At 71.7% G+C, this 23439-nt stretch carries 28 protein-coding genes; 15 read left to right on the forward strand and 13 right to left on the reverse strand.

All coding sequences use genetic code 11. The features are described from left to right. The first annotated feature begins 51 nt into the window (after window positions 1-51). The 5 genes from O4G76_RS10965 (at window position 52) to O4G76_RS10985 (ending at window position 5835) form a co-directional block, all read left to right on the forward strand. The gene (locus tag O4G76_RS10965) at window positions 52-882 is read left to right on the forward strand and encodes a flagellar motor protein MotB (RefSeq protein WP_269397367.1); all 831 of its coding nucleotides are present in this window, start codon (window positions 52-54) and stop codon (window positions 880-882) included. Window positions 883-951: 69 nt separating this feature from the next. Further along, window positions 952-2253, forward strand: coding sequence for a flagellar hook protein FlgE (locus tag O4G76_RS10970; protein WP_269397368.1), 1302 nt, complete (start codon window positions 952-954; stop codon window positions 2251-2253). A gap of 20 nt (window positions 2254-2273) precedes the next feature. Next, on the forward strand, window positions 2274-3728 hold the full coding sequence (flgK, locus tag O4G76_RS10975) for a flagellar hook-associated protein FlgK (RefSeq protein ID WP_269397369.1): 1455 nt from the start codon (window positions 2274-2276) through the stop codon (window positions 3726-3728). Window positions 3729-3730: 2 nt separating this feature from the next. Continuing rightward, complete coding sequence (locus O4G76_RS10980) at window positions 3731-4738, forward strand: flagellin (RefSeq protein ID WP_269397370.1); 1008 nt, start codon at window positions 3731-3733, stop codon at window positions 4736-4738. Beyond that, complete coding sequence (locus O4G76_RS10985; RefSeq protein WP_269397371.1) at window positions 4735-5835, forward strand: flagellar basal body P-ring protein FlgI; 1101 nt, start codon at window positions 4735-4737, stop codon at window positions 5833-5835. The genes O4G76_RS10980 and O4G76_RS10985 overlap by 4 nt, the downstream gene beginning before the upstream one ends. 85 nt (window positions 5836-5920) lie before the next feature. Here the strand turns inward: O4G76_RS10985 and fliP are convergent, their stop codons facing one another. The 4 genes from fliP to fliF are packed head-to-tail and all read right to left on the reverse strand — an operon-like array spanning window position 5921 to window position 9051. Continuing rightward, window positions 5921-6646: a flagellar type III secretion system pore protein FliP gene (gene fliP, locus O4G76_RS10990; protein WP_269397372.1), complete on the reverse strand. Its 726-nt coding sequence runs from the start codon at window positions 6644-6646 to the stop codon at window positions 5921-5923. Then, window positions 6643-6930: a FliM/FliN family flagellar motor switch protein gene (locus O4G76_RS10995; protein WP_269397373.1), complete on the reverse strand. Its 288-nt coding sequence runs from the start codon at window positions 6928-6930 to the stop codon at window positions 6643-6645. The genes fliP and O4G76_RS10995 overlap by 4 nt, the downstream gene beginning before the upstream one ends. After that, complete coding sequence (locus O4G76_RS11000) at window positions 6923-7489, reverse strand: hypothetical protein (protein WP_269397374.1); 567 nt, start codon at window positions 7487-7489, stop codon at window positions 6923-6925. The genes O4G76_RS10995 and O4G76_RS11000 overlap by 8 nt, the downstream gene beginning before the upstream one ends. Beyond that, on the reverse strand, window positions 7486-9051 hold the full coding sequence (gene fliF / locus O4G76_RS11005) for a flagellar basal-body MS-ring/collar protein FliF (protein WP_269397375.1): 1566 nt from the start codon (window positions 9049-9051) through the stop codon (window positions 7486-7488). The genes O4G76_RS11000 and fliF overlap by 4 nt, the downstream gene beginning before the upstream one ends. A gap of 123 nt (window positions 9052-9174) precedes the next feature. Here fliF and fliL point away from each other — a divergent pair, with 123 nt between their 5' ends. From fliL to O4G76_RS11055, 10 genes are all read left to right on the forward strand, one after another. Beyond that, window positions 9175-9666, forward strand: a complete 492-nt coding sequence (fliL, locus tag O4G76_RS11010) for a flagellar basal body-associated protein FliL (protein WP_269397376.1) — start codon at window positions 9175-9177, stop codon at window positions 9664-9666. Window positions 9667-9679: 13 nt separating this feature from the next. After that, the gene (locus O4G76_RS11015; protein WP_269397377.1) at window positions 9680-10048 is read left to right on the forward strand and encodes a hypothetical protein; all 369 of its coding nucleotides are present in this window, start codon (window positions 9680-9682) and stop codon (window positions 10046-10048) included. After that, window positions 10045-10659, forward strand: coding sequence for a MotE family protein (locus O4G76_RS11020; RefSeq protein ID WP_269397378.1), 615 nt, complete (start codon window positions 10045-10047; stop codon window positions 10657-10659). Before O4G76_RS11015 ends, O4G76_RS11020 begins: the two co-directional genes overlap by 4 nt. 101 nt (window positions 10660-10760) lie before the next feature. Beyond that, on the forward strand, window positions 10761-11627 hold the full coding sequence (motA, locus tag O4G76_RS11025) for a flagellar motor stator protein MotA (protein ID WP_269397379.1): 867 nt from the start codon (window positions 10761-10763) through the stop codon (window positions 11625-11627). Beyond that, the gene (locus O4G76_RS11030) at window positions 11624-13771 is read left to right on the forward strand and encodes a hypothetical protein (RefSeq protein WP_269397380.1); all 2148 of its coding nucleotides are present in this window, start codon (window positions 11624-11626) and stop codon (window positions 13769-13771) included. The genes motA and O4G76_RS11030 overlap by 4 nt, the downstream gene beginning before the upstream one ends. 71 nt (window positions 13772-13842) lie before the next feature. Continuing rightward, window positions 13843-14550: a transglycosylase SLT domain-containing protein gene (locus O4G76_RS11035; RefSeq protein ID WP_269397381.1), complete on the forward strand. Its 708-nt coding sequence runs from the start codon at window positions 13843-13845 to the stop codon at window positions 14548-14550. Between the two features lie 2 nt (window positions 14551-14552). Then, window positions 14553-16628: a flagellar biosynthesis protein FlhA gene (flhA, locus tag O4G76_RS11040; protein ID WP_269397382.1), complete on the forward strand. Its 2076-nt coding sequence runs from the start codon at window positions 14553-14555 to the stop codon at window positions 16626-16628. After that, complete coding sequence (locus O4G76_RS11045) at window positions 16625-17407, forward strand: flagellar biosynthetic protein FliR (protein WP_269397383.1); 783 nt, start codon at window positions 16625-16627, stop codon at window positions 17405-17407. The genes flhA and O4G76_RS11045 overlap by 4 nt, the downstream gene beginning before the upstream one ends. Further along, entirely contained in the window at window positions 17404-18486 is a 1083-nt protein-coding gene (locus O4G76_RS11050; protein ID WP_269397384.1) for a flagellar biosynthesis protein FlhB, read from the forward strand. Before O4G76_RS11045 ends, O4G76_RS11050 begins: the two co-directional genes overlap by 4 nt. Beyond that, on the forward strand, window positions 18483-18860 hold the full coding sequence (locus O4G76_RS11055; RefSeq protein WP_269397385.1) for a hypothetical protein: 378 nt from the start codon (window positions 18483-18485) through the stop codon (window positions 18858-18860). The genes O4G76_RS11050 and O4G76_RS11055 overlap by 4 nt, the downstream gene beginning before the upstream one ends. Here O4G76_RS11055 and O4G76_RS11060 read toward each other — a convergent pair. From O4G76_RS11060 to O4G76_RS11100, 9 genes are all read right to left on the reverse strand, one after another. Continuing rightward, the gene (locus tag O4G76_RS11060; RefSeq protein ID WP_269397386.1) at window positions 18857-19351 is read right to left on the reverse strand and encodes a flagellar basal body-associated FliL family protein; all 495 of its coding nucleotides are present in this window, start codon (window positions 19349-19351) and stop codon (window positions 18857-18859) included. The two genes, O4G76_RS11055 and O4G76_RS11060, sit on opposite strands and share 4 nt — an antisense overlap. A 9-nt stretch (window positions 19352-19360) precedes the next feature. After that, entirely contained in the window at window positions 19361-20089 is a 729-nt protein-coding gene (flgH, locus tag O4G76_RS11065) for a flagellar basal body L-ring protein FlgH (RefSeq protein ID WP_269397387.1), read from the reverse strand. A gap of 81 nt (window positions 20090-20170) precedes the next feature. Then, window positions 20171-20590, reverse strand: coding sequence for a flagellar basal body P-ring formation chaperone FlgA (flgA, locus tag O4G76_RS11070; protein WP_306467269.1), 420 nt, complete (start codon window positions 20588-20590; stop codon window positions 20171-20173). Then, window positions 20587-21372 (reverse strand): flagellar basal-body rod protein FlgG, encoded by a 786-nt coding sequence (flgG, locus tag O4G76_RS11075; RefSeq protein WP_269397388.1) that lies wholly within the window; start codon window positions 21370-21372, stop codon window positions 20587-20589. Before flgG ends, flgA begins: the two co-directional genes overlap by 4 nt. Window positions 21373-21381: 9 nt before the next feature. Further along, entirely contained in the window at window positions 21382-22095 is a 714-nt protein-coding gene (locus tag O4G76_RS11080) for a flagellar hook-basal body complex protein (protein WP_269397389.1), read from the reverse strand. A 1-nt stretch (window position 22096) separates the two neighbouring features. Further along, the gene (locus O4G76_RS11085) at window positions 22097-22363 is read right to left on the reverse strand and encodes a flagellar biosynthetic protein FliQ (RefSeq protein ID WP_373568030.1); all 267 of its coding nucleotides are present in this window, start codon (window positions 22361-22363) and stop codon (window positions 22097-22099) included. Further along, window positions 22363-22644, reverse strand: coding sequence for a flagellar hook-basal body complex protein FliE (gene fliE, locus O4G76_RS11090; protein WP_269397390.1), 282 nt, complete (start codon window positions 22642-22644; stop codon window positions 22363-22365). The genes O4G76_RS11085 and fliE overlap by 1 nt, the downstream gene beginning before the upstream one ends. A 17-nt stretch (window positions 22645-22661) precedes the next feature. After that, window positions 22662-23054: a flagellar basal body rod protein FlgC gene (gene flgC / locus O4G76_RS11095; protein ID WP_269397391.1), complete on the reverse strand. Its 393-nt coding sequence runs from the start codon at window positions 23052-23054 to the stop codon at window positions 22662-22664. Further along, entirely contained in the window at window positions 23054-23428 is a 375-nt protein-coding gene (locus tag O4G76_RS11100) for a flagellar basal body protein (RefSeq protein WP_269397392.1), read from the reverse strand. Before O4G76_RS11100 ends, flgC begins: the two co-directional genes overlap by 1 nt. Window positions 23429-23439: the final 11 nt, after the last annotated feature.

Consider the following 23439-nt stretch of genomic DNA (forward strand, 5'->3'; position numbering starts at 1 on the left):
CGGGGCGCTAGCATTCGGGCCTCGGGCCGCTCCGGCCCGGGGAGAAAGCGCATGTCAGCACAGAACGCGCCGGTCGTCATCAAGCGCAAGAAGGTCGTCGCCGGCGGCGGCCATCACGGCGGCGCCTGGAAGGTGGCCTATGCCGATTTCGTCACCGCGATGATGGCCTTCTTCATGCTGATGTGGCTGCTCAACGCCACCACCGAGCAGCAGCGCAAGGGGCTGGCCGACTACTTCGCCCCGACCATCGCGATCAGCCGCACCTCGGGCGGCGGTGACAAGGTGCTCGCGGGCGATTCCCTGTCCAGCAGCGAACGGCTCAGCGCCTCCGGCGTCGATGGGGGGAGTCCCGCGGCCCTGCCGCCTCTCGCCGACGACCCGCCACGACCGCCGGGCGAGGGTGCCGCCCTCGCCGAGGTGGCGGCGCTGCGCGACATCGAGGAGGTGCTGCTCGGCCGCGGTGGCGAAAGCCTCGTCGCGCGCGAGGCGCTGCGCCACGTGGTGACGCGGCTGACCGAGGAGGGGCTGGTGATCGAGATCTTCGCGCGCCCGGGCGCGCCGATCTTCGCCCCCGGCGAGACCGCGCCGCTGCCGGTCACGACCCTGCTTCTGGGGCTCGTGGCGCAGGCCGCCTCCCTGGTCGAGAACCCGGTCGCCGTGGCGGCGCATCTGGCCGCGCGGCCGGTGGTGCTGGCCGACAACCCGGTCTGGCGCCTGTCCTCGGGCCGGGCCGAGGCGGCGCGCGCGGGGCTGGTCGCGGCCGGGCTCGCGCCCGCGCGGATGCGTCGCGTCACGGGTCTCGGCGACCGCGACCCCTCGGCCGAGGGGCCCGCCGCGCCGCGCAGCGACCGGCTCGAGATCACGCTGCTGCGCCGCCATTAGCGCCGCCTTAAGCCCGGCGCTGTAGGTCGGAAAGGGACAGGCTCCACCCGTTTCACCGGAAAGGTCACCATGACGATCTCCTCCTCTCTCAGCGCCGGCGTCTCCGGTCTCGCGGCCAATGCCCACCGTTTGGCGACGATCTCCGACAACATCGCCAACTCGGCCACGTTCGGCTACCGCCGCGCCACCACCGACTTCCATTCTCTGATGATGGGCAGCGGGCCGGGCCGCTACGTGGCGGGCGGGGTGGCGGCCACGTCGCAGCGGCTGGTCGACGAAAGCGGCGCACTCTCCTCGACCTCGAACTCCACCGATCTCGCGGTGCGCGGCCGCGGCTTCCTGCCGGTCAGCGCCACCGCGATCATCGGCGGCGACGATGCGGATTTCCGGCTCGCCACCACCGGCTCGTTCCGCGCCGACGAGGAGGGCTACCTGCGCACGCCGGACGGGCAGACGCTGCTGGGCTGGCCCGCCGGGCTCGACGGGACGATCGGCACCTTTCCACGCGACACGATCGGCGGGCTGCAGCCGGTGCGCGTGCCCGCCGGGCAGCTCTCGGGCATTCCCACCACCGAGGTGACGCTCGCGGTCAACCTGCCCGCCACCTCGACGCAGGACGGCGCCGAGGGCCTGCCAGAGGAGCTGACGGTCGAGTATTACGACAATCTCGGCACCACGCAGCAGCTCGGCCTGACCTTCACGCCGAGCCTGCCGGCGGCGGGCGGCGCGCCGACGAACGAATGGGTGATGCAGATCACCGACGGCGCCGCAGGCGACACGCTTGTGGGCGAATACACCCTTACCTTCGAGGACAGCCGCGAGGCGGGCGGGGCGCTTCTCTCTGCCACGGCGACGCTGGGCGGCGACTACGATCCCGAAACCGGTGCCTTCGAGATCGAGGTGGCGGGCGGACCGATCTCGGTGAATATCGGCGCGGGAGACGTGTCCGGCGGGCTGTCGCAGCTCGCGGCGCTGTTCTCGCCCCTGACGATCAGCCGCGACGGCGCCGCCACCGGCAACATGACCTCCGTCGAGGTCGATCCCGGCGGCTTCGTCCATGCCTATTACGACAATGGCGCGAGCCGCCGCATCTATCAGGTCCCGCTCGTCGACGTGCCCAATCCCAACGGGCTCGAAACCCATGACGGCCAGTCCTACACCCTGACCCGCGACAGCGGCGACATGCTGCTGTGGAACGCGGGCGACGGCCCCACCGGTGACATCGTCGGCTTCGCGCGCGAGGAATCGACCGTCGACGTCGCCTCCGAACTGACCCAGCTGATCCAGACCCAGCGCGCCTATTCGACCAATGCCAAGGTCATCCAGACCGTCGATGAAATGCTGCAGGAAACCACCAATCTCAAGCGCTGATCCGAAAGGAGGTACCGGTCATGGGCCTGTCCTATTCGCTGTCCAACGCGCTGAGCGGGCTGACCGCCAGCGCCCGCATGGCCGAAACCGTGTCCTCGAACCTCGCCAACGCGATGACCGAGGGCTACGCCCCGCGCGAGACCGTGCTCTCGGCCCGCGCCGTGGGCGGGCGCGGGGCCGGGGTGCGGGTCGAAGCCGTGGTGCGGCAGCTCGATCGGGCGCTGCTCGCCGACCGGCGCCGGGCCGATGCGGGGCTCTCGGCCGACCGCGCCACCTCCACGGCGCTGTCGCGCCTCGAGACGCGGCTCGGCGCGATCGGCGAGGCGGATTCTCTGCCAGGCCGGATCGACGCGCTGAACACGGCGCTGATCTCGGCCTCTGCCGATCCCGGCTCCGATCTCAGGCTCTCCAACGTGCTCACGGCGCTCGACGGGCTCACCGGCGCGCTGAACGACGGCAGCGCCGCGATCTCGGAGATGCGGGCCGAGGCGGATGCCGACATCGCCGCGCAGGTCGCCGCTCTCAATCAGGGCCTGTCCCGCGTGGAACGGCTTAATACCGACATCGCCCGTGCCCGCGGTACTGACAGCGATCCGGCGGCCCTGATCGATCAGCGGCAGGTGGTGATCGACGCCCTGTCCGAAATCGTGCCGCTGCGCGAGATGGCGCGTCCGGCGGGGCAGGTGGCGCTGATCTCGGCGCAGGGGGTGATGCTGATCGACGGCCGCGCCGCCGAGTTCGGCTTTACCCCCACGCCGCTGATCACCCCCGAAATGAGCTTTGCCGGCGGCGCGCTCTCCGGTCTCACGCGGAATGGCGAGCCGGTCGCGCGCAGCGAGGCGGATGGCTTCGGACGGATGGGGGGCGGCGGGCTCGGCGCCGCGTTCGCGCTGCGCGACACGGTCCTCCCCCCGGCGCAGGCGGGGCTCGACGCGCTGGCACGCGACCTGATCGCCCGGTTCGAGACGGCGGCGGCCGATCCCGGTCGCGGCGCCGGGCAGGCCGGGCTTCTGACCGAGGCGGGCGGTACGCTCGACCCCGGGGGCGGGGCAGGGCTTGCCGGACGCATCGCGGTCAACGCGGCCGTCGATCCCGCACGGGGCGGCGCGCTGTGGCGTCTGCGCGGCGGGGTCGGCGCGACGGCGCCGGGCCTTACAGGTAACGCCGCGCAGATCGGTCGCTGGCTCGATGCGCTGGGCGCGCCGCGCCTCTTGAACGGCGAGGGCAGCAGCGCCGGCGCGGCCACCCATGCCGCGCGTTTCACGGCCCGGATCGGCGCCGACAGGCTCGGGGCCGAGGAGGTGCTGGGCTTCGCCCAAGCCCGGCGCGACAGCTTGCACGCGGCCGAACTGGCCGGCGGTGTCGACAGCGACCAGCAGATGCAGCGCCTGCTGCGCATCGAGGAAAGCTATGCGGCCAATGCCCGCGTGATGCAGGTGGTGCAATCCATGATCCACCGCCTGATGGAGATCTGACCATGAGCCTCACCTCGCTCGGCGACGGCAGCCGCCATTTCCTGATGCGCAACCAGGGCGTCGCGCTGCGCCACAGGCTCGACGGCCTGGTCTCGGCGCTGTCCTCGGGTCGCGCCGCCGATCCCGTCGCGGCAATGGGCCGCGATCCGACCCGCCTCGCCACCACGCGCAGTGCCCATGGCGCGACCGAGGCCTATGGCCGCGCCGCCGCCGAAACCGGTCAGCGGCTCGCATTGATGCAGACCGCGCTCGGAGAGTTGGACGGGCTGCGCGAGGCGCTCGCGGGGCAACTTGTCCTGGTGGGCGAAACCAGCAGCGACGGCGTGCTCTCCCATATGGGCCGTTCGGCGGAGCAGGGTTTCGGGGCCGTCGTCTCCGCCCTGAACCGGCGCATGGGCGGCACCGCGCTTTTCGCCGGGCACGACGGCGACGCGACGGCGCTGACCCCGCCCGGAGAGATGCTCGACGCGATCCGCGCGACCTTGCCGCCACAGCCGGGTGCCGAGGCCCTGCGCATCGCGGTGTCGGACTGGTTCGACACGCCGGGGGGCGGGTTCGAAAGCGCCGGCTATCTCGGCGATGCCGAGGGTCATGCGACGCCACGGGTCGGCGCGGGCCAGACGGTGACGCTCGCGGCCCGGGCCGACGATCCGGCGCCGCGTACGGTGATGAAGGCGCTGGCGCTCGCAACGCTGGCGGGCGAGGCCGAAGCGATGGGCGGCGCGGCGCGCGGGGCGCTGATCCGCGAGGCCGGCACCATGCTGCTCTCGGCCGCCTCCGGGATGACCGAAACCCGGGCGGCGCTGGGCGCCGCCGAGGCCACGGTCGAGGCGACATCCACGCGCCACGCCGCCCGTGCCACGGCGCTCGGCCTGATGCAGAACCGGATGACCGCCGCCGATCCCTATGCGACGGCGACGGCGCTGCAGGAGATCCAGACCCAGCTCGAGACCCATTACCTGCTCACGGCGCGGCTCTCGGAGCTGTCGCTGACCCGGTATCTGAGATGAGGGCGCTGCTGATCGCGGCGCTCCTGGGCTGCGGCGCGCTAGCGGCGACGGCGGCGCCGGTGCGGCTCAAGGATCTGGTGGAGTTCGACGGCGTGCGCGAGAACGACCTCGTGGGCTATGGGCTCGTAGTCGGGCTAGCCGGGACAGGTGACGGGCTGCGCAACGCGCCCTTCACCGAAGAGATCATGACCAACATTCTCGAGCGGCTCGGGGTCAACGTGTCGGGCGAGCAGTTCCGGCCCCGCAACGTCGCCGCCGTGATGGTCACGGCGAGCCTGCCTCCGTTTGCGCGCGCGGGCTCGCCGATCGACGTGACAGTGAGCGCGATCGGAGATGCCTCGTCGCTCTTGGGCGGCACGCTGGTGATGACGCCGCTAAACGCGGCCGATGGCGACATCTATGCCGTGGCGCAGGGCACGATCATCGCCGGTGGCGTCACTGCCGAAGGCGAGGCTGCCCGGGTGACGCAGGGCGTGCCCACGGCGGGGGTGATCCCGGCGGGCGCCAAGGTGGAGCGCGAGGTGGCCTTCGACTTCGCCAACTTGTCCGAGCTGCGCCTGGCGCTGCGCAGTCCCGATTTCACCACCGCGGGCCGTATCGAGCGGGCGATCAACGCCGAGTTCGGTCGCGCGGTGGCGCTGATGACCGATGCCGGCACGGTGCGGCTCGATATCGCGGGCATGAACATGCCGACGACCGCCCATGCGCTGGGCCGGATCGAAAACGTGCTGGTGGAGCCCGAGATCCGGGCCCGGGTGGTGGTGGATCAACGCTCCGGCACCATCGTGATGGGAGAGGATGTGCGGATTTCCCGCGTCGCGGTGAGCCAGGGCAACCTGACGCTCTCGGTCGAGGAGGCCCCGATGGTGGTCCAGCCGAACCCGTTCTCCCCCGGCGAGACGGTCGTGGTGCCGCGCAGCGAGGCCGAGATCCGGCAGGAGCCGGGGATTGGACTGGCCGAGGTGGCGGGCGGCACCTCCCTGTCGCAGCTCGTCGCCGGGCTCAACGCGCTGGGCGTGGCGCCGCATGACATGATCGACATTCTCAAGAGCATCCGCGCCGCGGGCGCGCTGCATGCGGAGTTCATCGTCCGCTAGGGCGGAAGTCACTGCGAATGATGCAAAGGCTGGGGAAGGCCGGAAACAGGGTCCTCGATTGATCCGAAGACGGCAGTTCGGACCTCTACTGATAGCTGCGCACCAGGCTTCCCGCGACGAGGCTCCAGCCATCGGCCACCACGAAGAACGCCAGCTTGAAGGGCATCGAGACGATGGCCGGCGGCACCATCATCATGCCCATCGACATCAGCACCGCCGCCACCACCAGGTCGATGATCAGGAACGGCAGGAAGATCAGGAAACCGATCTGGAACGCCCGCTCGATCTCGGACAGCAGGTAAGCGGGGACGAGCAGGGAAAGCGGCGCGTCGCCGGTCCCGCGCGCGGCCTCCGTGGCAGGGCGCAGCGCCGCCAGTTCGGCGAACGTATCCGGCATGGTCCGGTTCGCCATGAAGCCGCGAAACGGGTCTATGGCGCGGGGCAGGGCGGTCTCCAGCGCCACGCCCTCGTTCAGATAGGGGCGCACGCCCTGCTCCCATGCGGCGGAGAAGACCGGGTCCATCACGAACCATGTCAGGAACAGCGCCAGACTGACGATCAGCATGTTGGGCGGCGATTGCTGCAGCCCGATCGCCTGCCGCAGGATCGACAGCACCGTGACGATGAAGGGAAAGCAGGTGACCATGATCGCGAGCCCCGGCGCGAGGCCGAGCAGCGTCACGAGGGCGATGAGTTGGATCGACCGCGCCGCGAGCGAGCGGTCGTCGCCCAGATCAAGCGACAGCTCCTGTGCTGCGACCGGTCCCGCCGCGAGCAACAGCAGGAACGCCGCGGCGAGAAGCGGCCTCACGTCAGGTCGCCGCCGGCGCCCGCCACCTCGGTCAGCCGCACCGCCAGCTGACCCGGCTCACCGCCCTGCACCTCCTCCAGCGTGCCGCGCGCGATCAGGCGACCGCCGACGAACAGCTCCACCGGGTCGTCGAGCTTGCGATCGAGCGGCAGCACCGCGTTCTGGCCCAGCGCCAGCAAGGTGCCGAGGCTTGGCCGGGCGCGACCGACCGAGACGGTGATCTCGACCGGGATCGCGTGCAGCGGATGCGTCGGCGGTCGGACGGAAACGGCGGGCTCATCCATGTCTCAACTTCTCCTTCTTGGGCGCGCACAGGGCCGACAGGGCCTCTCGCGCGGTGTCGAGCATCGCCCCCGTATCGAGATGGGTCTCGAAGGACGGCCCGCGGATCACCGCCTCGCCGGGGCCGAGCCGGGGATCGGGGCAGGGCGTGAGCCAGTCGCAGCCCATCGCGTCGAGCAACGGCCGAACCGTGTCGATCTCCGCCTCGGGGAGGTACAGCTCCAGCGGCGCCGCGAGATCGGCCTGAAGCGCCTCCATCAGGGCCGCGCGCAGCTGGACCGCAGCCACGGTCTCGGCCAGGCCGGGCAGCAGCCGGTCCAGCATCGTCTCGAACAAGGGCTCCAGCCCCGAAAGCAGCCCCAGGCGTGCCTCGGCATGGGCAAAGGCCATGTCCTCGATCCGCGCCACCAGCCGCTCCGACAGCGCGGCCGCCTCCAGCCGCTGCGCCTCCCGCCCGGCTTCGAAGCCCGCGTCATGGCCCGCCTGCCATTCGGGGCCAGGCCCCTCCGGCTCGGTCGGCGTGGCGTCGAAGCTCTCGAACAGAAGCGGCCGGGGGGTCATGGCGAGCGCTCCGTCTCGTCGCTCTCTTCGACCCAGCTCTGCAGGATCTGGATCGTGTCGTCCTGGCGTTCATCGATCAGCCGGCGCAGGCGGTCGAGCGGATCGGGCTCGGTTTCGGTCTCGTCCAACGGGCCGAGACGCGTGGCACCGGGCGGGGCCACGGCCGCGGGCAACAACTCCTGCCCCGGCGCGGCCATCGCCGGCAACAGCGCCTCGGCGGATTCGGGCGCGGCGGCGCGTCCCGAGGCCAGGATCGGGCGCAGCACGAACAGTCCCAGAATCAGCGCCACCGCGGCGAGAACGCCGGTCTGGATCAGCATGCGCGGGTCCAGCGGCGGCCCGGCGGGCAGGTCGAGCGCCGCGGTGCCGGGCGCCGCCGCCGGTTCGAAGGCGAGCGAGCGCAGCGTCAGCACGTCGCCCCGCGCCGGGTCGAGCCCCACCGCCGAGGCGACCAGTGCCTCGAGCGCGGCCAGCTCGTCCTCGGAGCGCGGCACCCGGCTCACCGTGCCGTCCTCGGCTGTCACCTCGGCGTCGTTCACCAGCACCGCGACCGAGAGCCTGCGGATCGCCCCGGGGGCGCGCAGCACCTCGCGGCTGGTCTCCGACACCTCGTAGTTGGTCAGCGCCCGGCTTTCGGAGCCTTCGCTGCTTCGGCCCTCCTCGGCCGCGTCGCCATCGGGAAGGTTCGAGGCGACGGTGACCGCGCCGCCGCCGCCCGAGGCGCTGTCCTTGCGCTCCTCGGTCTCGGTCGAGATGGCGACGCGGCTCTCGGGGTCGATCCGCCGCTCGCTGATCTGCTCCTGCTCGGTGACGGTCTCGACGCTGACCTCGACCACGGCGTTGCCGGGTCCGACCCGGGCCGCGAGCATCCGCTCGGCCCGGGCGCGCAGCGCCTCGGCGCGGCTGTCGGCATCGCGGCTCTCGTCCGAGGACCGCGCGAGCCGCCCGCCCGCCGCGTCGATCACCGCGACGTCCCGCGCCGCCAGGCCGGGCACCGCCGAGGCAACGAGGTGGCGCAGCGCCTCGGCCTGTTCCGCCGCGAGGGTGCCGGAGGCGGTGCCCACCGTGACCGCCGCGCCGGCCTCCGCCGCACGGGCAAACGGGCCGCTGTCGCGGCGCGCGATATGCACCCGGGCGCTGGTGATGCCGGGCACGGCGAGGATCGTGCGCGCCAGTTCGCCCTCCTTGGCGCGCCAGTAGGCGGCATCGAACATCTGGCTGGTGGTGCCGAAGCCCGACAGCCCGTCGAGCAGTTCGTAGCCCGCGCCGCCGGCCGCTGGCAGCCCCTCCGCCGCCAGCGACATGCGCAGCGAATCGCGCTCCGATCGCGGCACCCAGATCGCCGGGCCGCGCACCTCGTGGGGGATGCCGCGCGCTTCGAGCGCGGTCACCACCTCGCCCGCCGCGGCCGGTTCGAGCCCCGCATAAAGGAGCGCCATCGGCCCCGGGCCGGGGCCGCGCGCCAAGGCGATCACCGCCGCGAAGACGGCGAGCCCGGCAAGCGCCGCCACGAGGCGGCGTTTCGTGTCGAGGCGCGACCAGGCGGAGAGGACGTTGGCCAAGGGCAGGGCTCCGATGCGGGGCGGCGGCTGCCGCGTGTCCCCCCTGCTTGCGGGATCAGGATTAACAATCGGTTAGTCGTTGCCGGTCTAACTGGGACAAAGCCGATCCGGAGGACCCCGCCGATGACCGCCGCCGATCTCCCGCCGCAGGAACATGACACGCCGCGCAGGAAGCGCGGGCTGCCGCTGATCCTCGGGCTGGTGCTGGCGCTGATGGGTGGCGGCGGCGGGTTCTTCGCGGTGTCGTCGGGAATGCTGGGCGGCGGCACGGTGGAGGAGCCCGAGAGCGAAGCGCCCGCCATGCCGGAGGCGACGCCCGCGAGCTTCGTTCCGCTGGACCCGCTGGTGATCAACCTGCCGCCCGGTTCGGGGCGCCGCCTGCTGCGCTTTGCGGCGCAGATCGAGGTCGCGCCGGAGCACGCCGCCGAGGTCGAATCGCTGCGTCCGCGCATCGTCGACGTGCTCAACACCTATCTGCGGGCGGTCGAGCTGGCCGATCTCGAGGATCCGGCGGCGCTGACCCGGCTGCGGGCGCAGATGCTGCGGCGGGTGCAGGTGGTGGCGGGGGCGGGGCGCGTGCGCGACCTGCTGGTAATGGAGTTCGTGCTCGATTGAGGGAGGAAGGGCCATGGATTGGGTCTCCGACGTGCTGTTGCTGTCGGGCGCGCTGGGCGCCGCGCTCTATTGCGCGATGCTGTCGCGGCGGTTGCGCCGCTTCACCGATCTGGAGGAGGGGGTGGGCAGCGCCGTGGCACAGCTGGCGCTGCAGGCCGAAGAGCTCGAGCAGGCCTTGGGCCGGGCTGGCGGCGCCGCCAAGGATCAGGCGGCAAGGATCGATTCGGCCAGCGCCCGGGCCGAGGCCGCGGCGCGGCGGCTGGAACTGCTGATGGCCTCGCTGCACGACTTGCCGGAGCCGCCGGGCACCGAGATGCCCGATCGCGCCCCGGCCAAGCCCGTCTTCATCAAGGAGCCCGCAGCGGCGCGGGCGCGCGGATGAGCCGCGCCCCTACGCCCAAGCGCCAGGCCCGGCGCAGGCGGGTCCTGCCGGTGGTGGCGGGGCTGCTGCTCGCCTCGGCGTTGCTGCGGCTTTCGGGCGATGACTGGCGCGCCCGCGCGGTGGGGCTCGCGCGCGATGTCGCGACGCGGGATCAGGCGCTGGAGCCTTCCGGATCGGACGCGCCCGAAAGCTGCGCCGCCGCGACCGATACGGCGGGGCTCCTCGAGGCGTTCCAGTCGCGCGAGGCGCGGATCACCGCCCGCGAGGGCCGGATCGAGGAACGGATGCGGGCGCTGCGGCTCGCCGAGGCCGAGCTGGAGGAGAAGCTCGCCGCGCTGGACGCGGCGCAGGCCCGGCTCGAGGACACGCTCGCGCTCTCCGAGAGCGCGGCCGAAACCGATCTCACGCGGCTCACCGCCGTCTACGAGAACATGCGCCCCGAGGAGGCGGCGCGGCTGTTCGAGCAGATGGCCCCGGATTTCGCCGCCGGATTCGTGGGGCGGATGCGGCCCGAGGCCGCCGCCCCGGTGATGAGCCTGCTCGATCCCGCCACCGCCTATTCGATCTCGGCGATCATGGCCGGGCGCAACGCGCTCGCCCCGACGCAATGAGAGGGGCGCCGAAGACGTCCGCGTCGAGGAAACCTTAACCCCGTTCTGCGATCTCCTGAGCGGCGCCATCTTCCGGCGTCCGCCTTGAAGGAGCCCCGCCCGTGATCGGTCTCGTCGGCATCGTCATCATCTTCGTCATGGTCTTCGGCGGCTACATGCTTGCCGGGGGCAAGCTCGGCATCATCCTGAAGGCGCTGCCCTTCGAGATGATCATGATCGGTGGCGCCGCGATCGGCGCCTTCGTGATCTCGAATGACGGCGCGGCGATCAAGCACACGCTCAAGGATGTCGGTCGCGTCTTCAAGGGACCGAAATGGAAACACGAGGATTACCGCGATCTCCTGTGCCTGCTGTTCGAACTGATCCGGATCGCCCGCGCCAACCCGATCGCGGTCGAGGAACATATCGAGGCGCCGGCCGAATCCTCCGTGTTCGGCAAGTATCCCAAGATCCAGTCCGACGCCGAGGCCGTGGCGCTGATCTGCGACACGATGCGCGCGGCCTCGATGAACTACGACGATCCGCACCAGGTCGAGGAGGTGCTCGACAAGCGGATGGAGGCGAACCGGCACCATGCCGAGCATTCGATCCATGCGCTGCAATCGGTGGCCGACGGGCTGCCGGCGCTGGGCATCGTGGCCGCCGTTCTGGGCGTGATCAAGACCATGGGCTCGATCGATCAGCCGCCCGAGGTGCTGGGCAAGATGATCGGCGGCGCGCTGGTCGGCACCTTTCTCGGCGTGTTCCTCGCCTATGGCTTCGTCGGGCCCTTCGCGGCCAAGCTCAAGACCGTGATCGAGGAGGATCTGCATTTTCACCAGCTGATCCGCGAGGTGCTGATTGCCAACCTGCACCGCCATGCCCCCAATATCTGCATCGAGGTCGGGCGTCAGAACACCCCCGGCCATAACCGGCCCGGCTTCACCGAGCTGGAAGAGGCGCTCAAGGCCACGAAGGACGCCGCGTGAGGCGGGCGGCGCTGCTGGCGGTGCTGGCATGGGCGGCCGGACCCGCCGTGGCGCAGGAGCTTGGCCTGCGCTCTGGCGAACATCCCGACCGCATTCGCATCGTGGCCGAGATCCCGCCCGGCGATGACTGGCGGCTGGGCCGGGAGCCGGGCGGCTATGCGCTGCGGCTCGGCGCCGAGACGGCGCGCTTCGACGCCACCACGGTGTTCGAGAAGATCCAGAGGGACCGGGTGTCCTCGGTCGAGCCGGTGCCGGGCGGCCTGCATCTGCGGCTGGCCTGCGCGCCCTGTCACGCCGACGCGTTCCTGTGGCGCGACCGCCTGGTGATCGACATCATCGACGGCCCGCCGCCGCCGGGCAGCCGGTTCGAACGTCCGATCGAGGCACCGGCGCCCGGGCAGCCCGCCTTGCTGCCCGTGATCTTCGAAACCGCCGCTTCGCCGCCGCCGCTTCGCTTGTCCTTTCCCCGAGTAGTACAGTCGGAGCCGAAGGACCACTTGGGGCGAGGTCCTTCGGCCCAGCTCGATACGACGCGGCGTGCCCTGCTCGAAGGCGTCGCACGGGCCGCGGGTCAGGGTCTGCTGGATGCGTCGGAGAGCCTCGCGCCGGTGGTGAGCGATCTGCCATCGCTCCCCGTGCCGACCGGTGCGCCGGTGCCCGGCCTCTCGGCCCGCAGCGGCTTCGACGTCGCCGACGGCACCGCCGCGCCGTCGCCCTGTCCCGACCCCGACCACTTCGCGCTCGCGGAGGGGACCTTGCCGGATGCCGAATTTGCCGAAACCCACAGGGCATTGCGCGACGCGATGGCGGGGGATTTCGGCCGCGTGCCGCCGGGGGCGCCAGAGGCGCTGGCGCGGTTCTATATCCGTCACGGCTTCGGTCAGGAGGCGCGGGCGGTGCTGGCGATCGACGGAACCGGCTCGCGCGAACGCGTCTGGCTGGCGCTTCTTGCCCGGCTGGTCGACGGGCCGATCGGCGATCCCGGCCCCCTTGCCGAAACACAGGCCTGCCTCGGCCCGACGGCGCTCTGGGGAGCCTTGGCCCGCGGCAGCGTCGAGGCAATGCCGGAGATCGCCCGCACCGCCGCCATTGCGGAGCTTCGCCTGTTGCCGCAGGCGCTTCGCGGCCATCTGGGCGCAAGACTGGCCCGGCTCTTCGTCGCGGCAGGCGACCCGCGCGGCGCCGACGAAATCCTCGGACGGAGCGGGGCGGCGCCCACCGGCGACACGCTCGAGGCGCGCTATGCCGAGGCCGAGATCGCCGGGGCGCTGGAGGGGCCCGAGGCGGAGATCGAGGCGCTGTCCGAGATCGCCGAACAGGATGCGAGGCTGACGCCGGAGGGGCTGTCACGGCTGATCGACATGCTGCTGGAGGAGGGGCACGAGGTGCCGGGGGGGCTGCTGGAGCTGGCGCGGGCGCTGCGGTTCGAGCATCGTGGTCAGCCCGCAGCCTTGGTCCTGGCCCAGAGCGAGACCCGGGCCCTGATCGCCACGGGGCTGCACGAGGCGGCGCTCGATCTCGTCGATGCGATGTCCTTCGACCCTGATCTGGCGCGGCGGCTGCGCGGCGCGGCATTCCTCGCGATGACCCGCAATCTCGACGAGGCGGCCTTTCTCGAACGTGTCTTCGCGCCGCCGCCCGGACCGCTGACGCAGGCCGCCGAGACCGCCATCGCGGCCCGGCTTCTGGATCTGGGCTTTGCCGAGACAGCACTGGCGCGGCTCGCGGCCCTGCCCGGCGATGCCGAGCGCGACGGGCTGCGCCGCCGTGCGCAGATGGCGCTGGACCGGGCCGCATCCGGTTTGGTCGAAGCGGGCGAAGCGGCAGTCATCGCACCCGAGGAGGCGGACGAAGACCCTGAGACGGACACGAAACGCGACGCGGCGAGGCTGGCCCCCGATCCCATGGCCGCTTGGCGCGCGGGCGATTGGGAGGGGCTGGCTCAAAGCGGCGATCCGTTGTTCGAGGCCGCCTCGATCGCCGCGCGCCGTCCCGCCACCCCGCCGGAGCCGGAGCCGGAGCCGGCCCCGGGCGCCGCGCCCAGCCTGTCGCAGGGCCGGGCCCTTGTCGAAGAGGCCCGCGCGGCGCGCGATCTCGCCACCGGCTTGATGTCGCGTTTCACGCTCGATCCCGAACCGGAATGAGGCACGATTAACCGTATTCTCATGCCGATCCGCGAATGATGTCCCCGTAGACGCAGCAGAAGGCGCGCGCGATGCGGCTGGCTCACCTGATCCTCTGTCTCGCCCTCGGGGCCGGTCTTCCCGCGCGCGGCTCGGTCCCCGGGACCGCGCCATGGGTGCTGTGCGATGCCGCCGCGCGGCAGGCGGCGACCGAGACCGGCGTGCCGTTCGAGGTGCTGGCCGCGATCACCCGGACCGAGACGGGGCGCGGGCGCGACGGGGTGCTGCGACCCTGGCCCTGGACCGTGAACATGGAGGGGGCGGGCCGCTGGTTCGATGACCCGGCCGCGGCGCTCGACTATGCCCGCCGCCACCGCGCGCGCGGCGCCGTGAGCTTCGATGTCGGCTGTTTCCAGATCAACTGGCGCTGGCATCGCGCGCATTTCGCCTCGCTCGAAGAGATGTTCGACCCGTTGGCCGGCGCGCGTTATGCCGCGCGTTTCCTGTCGGAATTGCACCGCGAGTTCGGAACATGGCCCGCCGCCGCCGGAGCCTACCACTCGCGCACGCCGAAACACGCGACGCGCTATCGCAAGCATTTCGAGACGCACCTCGCCTCGGTGCGCCGAGCGGGAGATCGCCTGCCGAACGCCGCGCCCGCCCGAAGGACGCGGCCCGGCCCGCCCGTTCCGGCCGCGCCGCCCGCCGCGCTGCGGCGCGTGAACGCCTATCCGCTGTTGCAGACCCCTTCGGCGCAGGCTCGGCGCGCGCCCGGCTCGCTCGTGCCGCTGGGGGGATGAGAATGCCAGCCCTTTCGCCCCGCGCGCTGTTCCAGCCCACGGTCCTGCTGGCCCTGGCACTGATGGCGATCATCGTGATGATGGTCCTGCCGATGCCCTCCATCGTGCTCGATATCGGGCTGGCGGCGAGCTTCGCGCTCGCGATCCTGATGTTCACCACGACCCTGTTCATCGAGCGGCCACTCGATTTCTCGGCCTTTCCGACGGTGCTCCTTGCCTCGCTGATGCTGCGGCTGTCGCTCAACGTCTCCTCGACCAAGCTGATCATCGGTCAGGGCCATACCGGCACCGGCGCCGCGGGCGGGGTGATCGAGGGCTTCGCGATGTTCGTGATGGGCGGCTCGGTGCTCTTGGGCATCGTCGTCTTCGGGGTGCTGCTGATCGTCAACTTCGTGGTGATCAACAAGGGCGCGACCCGGATGGCCGAGGTCGGCGCGCGCTTCGCGCTCGACGCGATGCCGGGCAAGCAGCTCGCCATCGACGCCGACATGTCGGCCGGCGCGATCGACCATGCCGAGGCGCGCGAACGCCGCGCCCGCGAACAGGCCGAAACCACCTTTTTCGGCTCGCTCGACGGCGCGTCCAAGTTCGTGAAGGGCGACGCGGTGGCGGGGCTGCTGATCACCGCGCTCAACCTCGTCATGGGTCTCGTCATGGGCACGCTGGTGCATGGCATGGAGGCGGGCCGCGCCTTCGAGACCTATGCGATCCTCACCGTCGGCGACGGGCTGGTGAGCCAGATCCCCGCCGTCATCATCTCGGTCGCCTCGGCGCTGCTCTTGGCGCGTGGCGGCGCGACCGGCGCCACCGACCTGGCGCTGGTGGCGCAGCTTGGCCGTCATCCGGCGGCGCTGGGCACCGTGGCGCTGCTTCTGGGGCTCTTCGCGCTGGTGCCGGGGCTGCCGGCGCTGCCGTTCCTCTTGGGCGCGGTGGTGCTGGGCGGCTGCGCCTGGCTCGGGCTACAGGCGCAGGCGCGGGCCTGGCCGGACCCCGAAGAGGCGGTCGCGCCGGCGCCCGGGGCCTCGATGGGCGACATGCTCGATCTCGACGACATCCATGTCGAATTCGCGCCCGACCTCGTGGAGATGGTGCTCGACCCGGCGACCGGGCTCGACGCGCGCATCGCCTCGATACGCAGCCACGTGGCCACCCGCTTCGGCCTGCTGCTGCCCGAAATCCGGCTCACCGACGATGCGGGGCTGCCCGAGGGCGGCTACGTGATCCGGGTGCAGGGCGTCGAGCAGGAGCGCGACCTGCTGCGCCCGGGCCAGGTGCTGGCCCTGCTCACGGGCGAGGCCGCAGAGGAGCTGCCGGGCGAAAGCGTGGCCGAGCCGGTCTATGGCGCGCCGGCGCGCTGGATCGCGCCCGAGGCGCAGGAACAGGCCGCGCTGGCGGGCCTCACCACCGTCTGGCCCGCCGAGGTGCTGGCCACGCATCTGCTCGAGGTGATCAAGCGCAACTTCCCGCGGCTGCTGACGCTGCGGGCGCTGCGCCGGCTGCTCGACGAGATGACCAATCTCAGCGACGCGGCCCGGGCGGAGGCCAATCGCCGGCTGCTCGACGAGCTGGTGCCCGACAGGCTGCCCATGGACCTGTTGCTGGCGGTGCTGCGGCTGCTGCTCGAGGAACGGGTTTCGATCCGCAACCTGCCGGTGATCCTCGAAGCCTCGGCCGAGGGGCGGCAACTGCATGCCTCGGCCGAGGCCGTGGCCGAACATGTGCGCCAGCGGCTCGGATTCCAGATCGTGGCCGAGCTCAGGCGCGCCGACGGAACGATCCCGCTGGTGCAGCTATCGCCCGATTGGGAGGAGGCCTTTGCCGCGCACCAGATGGCGCCGGACCGGGGCTCGGACGTGGCGCTGCCGCCCGAGGCCTTCAACCGGCTGGCGCAGGCCATCGCCGACAAGATGGCCCGCGCCGCCGAGCAGGGCGACCACGCGGCGCTGGTCACCACCAGCCGCAGGCGGCGGTTCCTGCGCACGGTGATGGCCGCCAAGGGCATTCCCAACCCGGTGCTCTCCTTCGAGGAAATCGGCGTCGATGCGCGCCCCGCCATCGTCGGGCTGGTGCCGGCATGACCGATCCGGCGCTGAGCCTGCTGCTCGATCAGGGCCGCGACGGGCTCTGGGCGGCGGTGCTGGTGTTCCTGCGGGTCGGGACGCTGGCGACGCTGCTGCCGGTCTTCGGCGAACAGCTGGTGCCGGTGCGGGTGCGGCTCGCGGCGGCGCTGGGCTTTGCCGCCGTGCTGCTGCCGATGCTCGCGCCGCTGATGGCGACGCTGCCCGGCGGCGCGGGCGCGCGGCTGGCGCAGGGCGGGGCCGAGATCGTCGCCGGGCTGGCGCTGGGGCTGATGCTGCGGCTCTTCGTCGTCGCGCTGCAGGTCGCGGGCACGATGGCGGCGCAATCGACCTCGCTGGCGCAGCTCACCGGCGGCACGGCGACGGACCCGGCCCCCGCGATCGGACAGGTGCTGATCCTGGGCGGATTGGCGCTGGCCGCACTGTCGGGGCTGCACCTGCGCGCCGCCGAATACATGCTGCTGAGCTACGAGATCCTGCCGCCGGGCCAGTTTCCCGACCCGGCGGCGCTGGCCGAGGCGGGGTTGGCGCAGGTGGCGCGGATCTTTGGCCTGGGCTTCGTGCTCGCCGCGCCCTTCCTGATCGCGGCGCTGGTCTACAACCTCACGCTCGGCGTCATCAACCGCGCCATGCCGCAGCTGATGGTCGCCTTCATCGGCGCGCCCGCGATCACCGGCGGTGCGCTGCTGCTGCTGTGGCTCAGCGCGCCGCTTCTGTTGCCGATCTGGCGCGCCGCCCTGTGGGGCTTCATGGGGGTGCCCTTCGGTGCCGGGCCATGAGCGGGAACGAGGACGCCGCCGAAAAAAGCCACGAACCCTCGCAGAAGAAGCTCGACGAGGCCCGCAAGCGCGGCGAGGTCCCGCGCTCGACCGACCTGATTACCGCAGCCGGCTATGGCGGGCTGGTGCTGGCCGGGCTCGCCGCCGGCCCGATGATCGCCCAAGCGCTGGGCACGGCGCTGATGGCGCCGCTCGACCGGGCCGCGACCCTGGCCCGCGATGCCTTCGCGGGCGGTGGCGGAGCGGTCGCCGGTAGGCTGATCGGGGCCGTGGCGGGCGCGATCTGGCCGCTGTTCGTCGCCCCGGCGGCGCTGGCGCTGCTCGCGGTTCTGGCCCAGCGCGGGCTGGTCTTTGCCCCCGGGAAGATCCGGCCCAAGCCGGATCGGATTTCGCCGATCAAGGGGCTGGGCAACAAGTTCGGCCGGGCCGGGCTCTTCGAATTCGCCAAGAGCTTTGCCAAGCTGGTGCTCTACTGCGTGATCCTCGCGATCTACCTGCGGCGCCAGATGCCGCGGCTTCTGGGACAGATGCAGCTGTCGCCCGGCCAGATCGCCGCCGAGATGGGACGGCTCTGCCTCGGCCTGATGGGCCTCGTGCTGCTGGTGGCGTTGGCGCTCGGCGCGCTCGACCTGCTGTTCCAGCGCGCCGAGCATCTGCGCCGCAACCGGATGAGCCGCAAGGAGCTCACCGACGAGACTAGGGAGAGCGAGGGCGACCCGCATCTGAAGGGGCAGAGGCGGCAGAAGGGGGTCGAGATCGCGATGAGCCAGATGATCGCCGAGGTGCCGAAGGCCGAGGTGGTGATGGTCAACCCGACCCATTACGCCGTGGCGCTGGCCTGGGACCGGGCCGCCGGCGGCGCGCCGCGCTGCGTGGCCAAGGGGGTCGACGCGATGGCCGCGCGAATCCGCGAGGTGGCGGCCGAGGCGGGCGTGCCGCTGCGATCGGACCCGCCCTCGGCGCGGGCGCTCTACGCCACGGTCGAGATCGGCCAGGAGATCGCGCCCGAGCAGTACCGCGCCGTCGCCGCCGCGATCCGTTTCGCCGAGGCGATGCGCCGCAAGAGACGCGGTCGATGAAACGGGGCGATCCCGAGCTGCTGCTGCGGCTGACCGAGGCCGTCTTCGACGCGAAGCGGGGCCGTCTGGTGACGCTGCGGGCCGAGGAAGAGGCTCTGCACCGGGCGATCCGGGGGCTGGAGCGGCCGCTGCGCGCGCCGGGGCCGGAAATCGATCCCGCCCGGCGCGCCGGGGCCGACCTGCTGTGGCAGGGCTGGGCGGATACCCGGCGCCGCGCCCTGCTGGCCGAGTTGGCCCGTCTCAGGGTCGAGATCGACAAGGCGATCGAGGAGCTGCGCCCTGCCTTCGGACGACGTGAGGCGGCAAGGCGGATGGTCGAGAATGCGCGGCAGGCACGGGCGCGGGCCGCGCCGCGGCGGGTCGAGCGGCCCTAGACGTCCTGCCGCCCGAACTCGGTGATCAGCACGTCGATCACCCGCTCGGCCCCGACCGTGTCGCGCGCCACCTCGAGCAGCCCGGCGCGCAGCTCGCGCATCGGCGCGGCGGCGGTGAAGACGCCTTCGAAACCACCGAGATTGGCATGGTCGAACAGCACCCGCAGGAACCCGTCGCGCAGCCGTGGCTCGCGCGCGAAGACCTCGGTCTGCGCGCCTTCGACCACCTCGATGCTCATCGACATCACCACCATGGCCGAAACCCGGCCCTCCTCGACCACCGGCACGATGAACTGGTTGTTGAGCTTGGCAAAGGCGCTGGGCACGTCCGGCGGCGGCGCGGCGGGGGCGGGCGCGGCCTGCACCGGTTCGGATTCGGCGCAGCTGGTCTCTTCCTCGGCGTCCGGCGCGGGGGCGAGCAGCAGCGCCGCGCCGACGCCGCCGCCGGTGCCGAGACCGCCGAGCAGCAGGGGAAGCAGCAGGGCTTTCATCGTCACTCCTCAGAAGGGCAGCACCGAATCCACGACCTGCTGGCCGTAGCGCGGCTGCTGCGCGTCGCTGATCTGGCCGCGGCCGCCATAGGAAATCCGGGCCGAGGCGATCTTGTCATAGGTGATCTGGTTGAGACGGCTGATATCGGCGGGGTTCACGTAGCCGGTGACGATCAGCTCGCGCAGCTCGAAATTCACCCGCACCTCCTGCTGCCCCTCGATCGCGAGCACGCCATTCGGCAGCACCTGCGTCACCGTGGCCGCGATGCGCAGCTCCAGCTGCTCGTCGCGGCGCACCGAGCCATCGCCCGAAAAGGTCGAGGCGCTGTTGAGCCCGACCCCGGGATCGAGGGTCGCGCCGTCGGGCAGGCGCCGCGCGGCTCGCTGTGGCAGGCCGAACAGGTTCGGTACCGCCATCGATTCCGAGCCGGAGCGGGAGCGGTCCGAGGCATTCGAGATCGCGGCGCTGTCGTCGATCTCGATCACCACGGTGAGGATGTCGCCCTGCTGCATCGCCCGCCTGTCACCGAGGAGCGAGCCGCGATCGCCGGTCCAGAGCGAGGCGGGGGCGAGCTGCGGCGGGTGGCTCGGCAGCTCGGTCATGTAGGGGGCGGGCGGCGCCAGCATGGCGCGCCGTTCGCCGCTCTGTTCGGGCGGCGTGAAGGCGGGCGGCCGCCCGACCGGCGCGCGGTTGCAGGCCGCGGCGGCCAGAAGCAGCAGAAGAGGGGTCAGGCGCATCTCGTCCTCGCGGCGTTCGGCCCGCTTCGGGGCCGTGGGGCGGCCCCGGCTTCGGGGGCCAAGGGACGGCCGTTCGGGCCGTCAGCGTGAGACATGCGCCATCCCGTCCGGCCCGATCCGGGCGGTGACGGTGGCGCGGGAGGCGAGGTTCATCACCCGGATCAGGTCGCCGGGTCCGGCGCGGTCCAGCGCCCGCCCCTCGGTGACGATGCGCAGCCCCGCCGCCTCGTAGATCAGCGGCACGATCGCGTTGCGCCCCACCGTCGCGGGCGGGCCGACATCGCCGGGCCGCACCGGGCGGCCGGCATAGAGCGCGACCCGCGTCTCCAGCCCGATGATCCGCGCCGGGTCGATGACCGCGCCCAGCGCGTCGAGATCGCGCAACAGCAGGTCCTCGGGGCCGATCATGGTGCGCGGCGGCAGGGTGCGCGCCGGCACCACCACCATCTCGGCCGCGGCGGGCCCGGCAAGAAGCGCCAATAGGGCGATGGGGCGGATCATCGGATCTGCACCATGGCGCCGAGCATCTGGTCGGCGGCGGAGATGACCTTGGAGTTCAGCTCGTAGCCGCGCTGCGCCTCGATCAGCTCGGTCACCTCCTTGACCGGGTCGACGCTGCTTTCCTCCAGATAGCCCTGCCGCAAGGTTCCCAGACCGTCCTGGCCGGGCGCGGCGGCGAGCGAGGGGCCGGAGGCGGGGCTTTCGCGGAACAGGTTCGAGCCGATCGCCTCGAGCCCGCGCGGATTCGGGAAACCGGCGAGCGCGAACTGGTCCAGAAGCTCGGGCTCGACCCGGTCGCGGAAATGCGCATAGACCTCGCCCTCGGCGTTGATCGAGACCGATTGCGCATCGGCCGGCACCGTGACGTTGGGCACCACCGGATGCCCGTCCGAGGTCACCACCAGCCCGTCGCCGGTGAGCTTGAGCCCGCCATCGCGGGTATAGGCGGCCGATCCGTCGGGCAGCGTCACCTCGAGATAGCCCTCGCCCTCGATGGCGAGGTCGAGATCGCCCCCCGTCGCCACCGAGACGCCCGGCTGCACGATCATCGACACCGATGTGGGCCGCACGCCGAGCCCGAGCTGGATGCCGGTGGGCAGCACCGTGCCGGTGGCCGAGCTGATCGTGCCGGGACGGGCCATCTGCTGGTAATGCAGATCCGCGAATTCGGCCCGGCGGGCGTTGTAGCCGGTGGTGTTCATGTTGGCGAGGTTGTTGGAAATCACCTCGACCCGCATCTGCTGCGCGCTCATGCCGGCGGCCGCGATCTGGAGCGTTCTCATGTCATGTCCCTACCTGCCCATGGTTTCGATGGTGCCGCGGATGCGTTCGTTCTCGCTGTCGAGAAAGCTCTGGCCGAGCTCGTAGGCGCGCTGCACCTCGATCATCCGGGCGATCTGCGCCACCGGATCGACGTTCGACTCTTCGAGAAAGCCCTGCACCATCCGTCCCTCGACCGGGATCACCCCGGCCTCGGTCCTGAACCGCACCCCATCCTCGCGGATCAGGTCCCGCGGATTTTCGGGCGCGAAGAGCCCGATCTGCCCGACCGGCTGGCCCCCGGCCGAGATCGTGCCGTCGGCGGCGATGGCCACGGGCCCCGCGCCCTGCGGCACGAAGACCGGCGCGCCGCCCGCATCCAGAAGCGGATAACCCTCCGGCGTGACGAGGTCGCCCAGCTCGTTGGGGGTAAAGGCGCCCGCACGGCTCAGCCGGTCGCCAGCGGGCGTGCCGACGAGGAAGAAGCCCGGCCCCTCGATGGCGAGGTCGAAGGCACCGCCGGTGCGCGACAGCGCGCCCTGCGTCGCATCGGTCATCCGCACGCTGGCGCTGGCCATCGACAGCGAAGGCTGGCCATCGCCGGTGGCGGCGACATGCTCGGCAAAGATCATGCCCTCGGCCCGGTAGCCGGTGGTGGCGGTGTTAGCGACGTTGTTGGCCACCATCCGCATCTGCGCCATCAGCCCCGATTGCCGCGTCAGAGTCGCGTAGCCCGCGTTCTCCATCTCAGCCCCCTGCGATCTGCGGCACGATCACCCCGTGGAAGAAGGCGGTGAGCGTGGCGGTCATGAAGCCCATCGTGGCCCAGAACACCGCGACGATCGCCGCGAGCTTGGGCACGAAGGTCAGCGTCGCCTCCTGGATCGAGGTCAGCGCCTGGAACAGGCCGATCACCAGCCCGGCGGTCAGCGCGACGCTCAGGATCGGCAGGCTCGCGGTGACCGCGATCCAGAGCCCCTGGCGCATCGTGTCGAAGAACTGCTCCTGCGGCATCAGACCGGCATCCTCAGGATTTCCTGATAGGCCTCGACCACCTTGTTGCGCAGGGTCGTGACCGTCTCGACCGCCAGTTCGGCCTGAGCGAGGGACTGCACGAGGGCATGCGGGTCGCCGCCGCCTTGCATCGCGGCCATGGCGGCGCCTTCGCCGCGCGCCATGGTCGCGGCGAAATCCCGGGCCGCGGCGGCCAGCGTGGCGCCATCGCCGCCCGGCTCGGGCGTGGTGGCGGATTTCGAGGCGGCGTAATGCCGGGAGACGAGTGGGCCGAGTTCCATGACGGAATACTCCTTGATTACCGGCGCAGAAGGTCGAGCAGCGCCCGCGACATCTGCTTCACCTGGTCGAACATCTTGAGATTCGCCTCGTAGCCGCGTCCCGCCTCGCGCGAATCCGCGATCTCGATCAGCAGGTCGACATTCGAGCCCTCGTAGTGACCGTCGGGATCGGCCATCGGATGCGCGGGGTCGTAGATCCGCTCCAGCGGGCTCTGGTCGAGCCGGACCGGCCCGGCGGCGACGCTGCCGGTGGGGCGCGCGCGCGCCATCTCGGCCTCGAAGCTCACGGTCTTGCGCCGATAGCCCGGTGTGTCGCTGTTGGCGATGTTCTCGGCCACGTGGCGCAGCCGCGCGGCCTGGGCGCGCATGCCGCTCGCCGCCGCGCCGAGGGCGGTGTCGAAATCGCTCATCACCGGCCTCCGAGACTGCTGCGGATCACGCCCATGGCGTGGCGATAGACCGCGAGCGCGCGGCCATGATCCGATCTGGCCGCGGCCGCCGCCATCATCTCGGTCTCCAGGGAAACGGTGTTGCCGTTCGGCGCGGCCGGTCCCGGCCGATCGGCCAGGCGCGGTCCCGTGGCGCCGGTGCCGCCCAGATGGCCGGGGCGCGAGCGGCGCAGCGTGACGCCCGAGCCGGTCTCCGCCGCCACGCCGTCCACCGCCTGCGCGCGAAAACCCGGCGTATCGGCATTGGCGATGTTGGCGGCGATGACGGCGGCGCGCGCGCCGCTTCGGCGGGCCAGCGTCGCGGCGGCGTCGAAGAGGTTGATCGACTGGTACATGCGGGGTTCTC

The sequence above is a fragment of the Limimaricola sp. G21655-S1 genome (assembly GCF_027213785.1).
Lineage (GTDB): Bacteria > Pseudomonadota > Alphaproteobacteria > Rhodobacterales > Rhodobacteraceae > Limimaricola.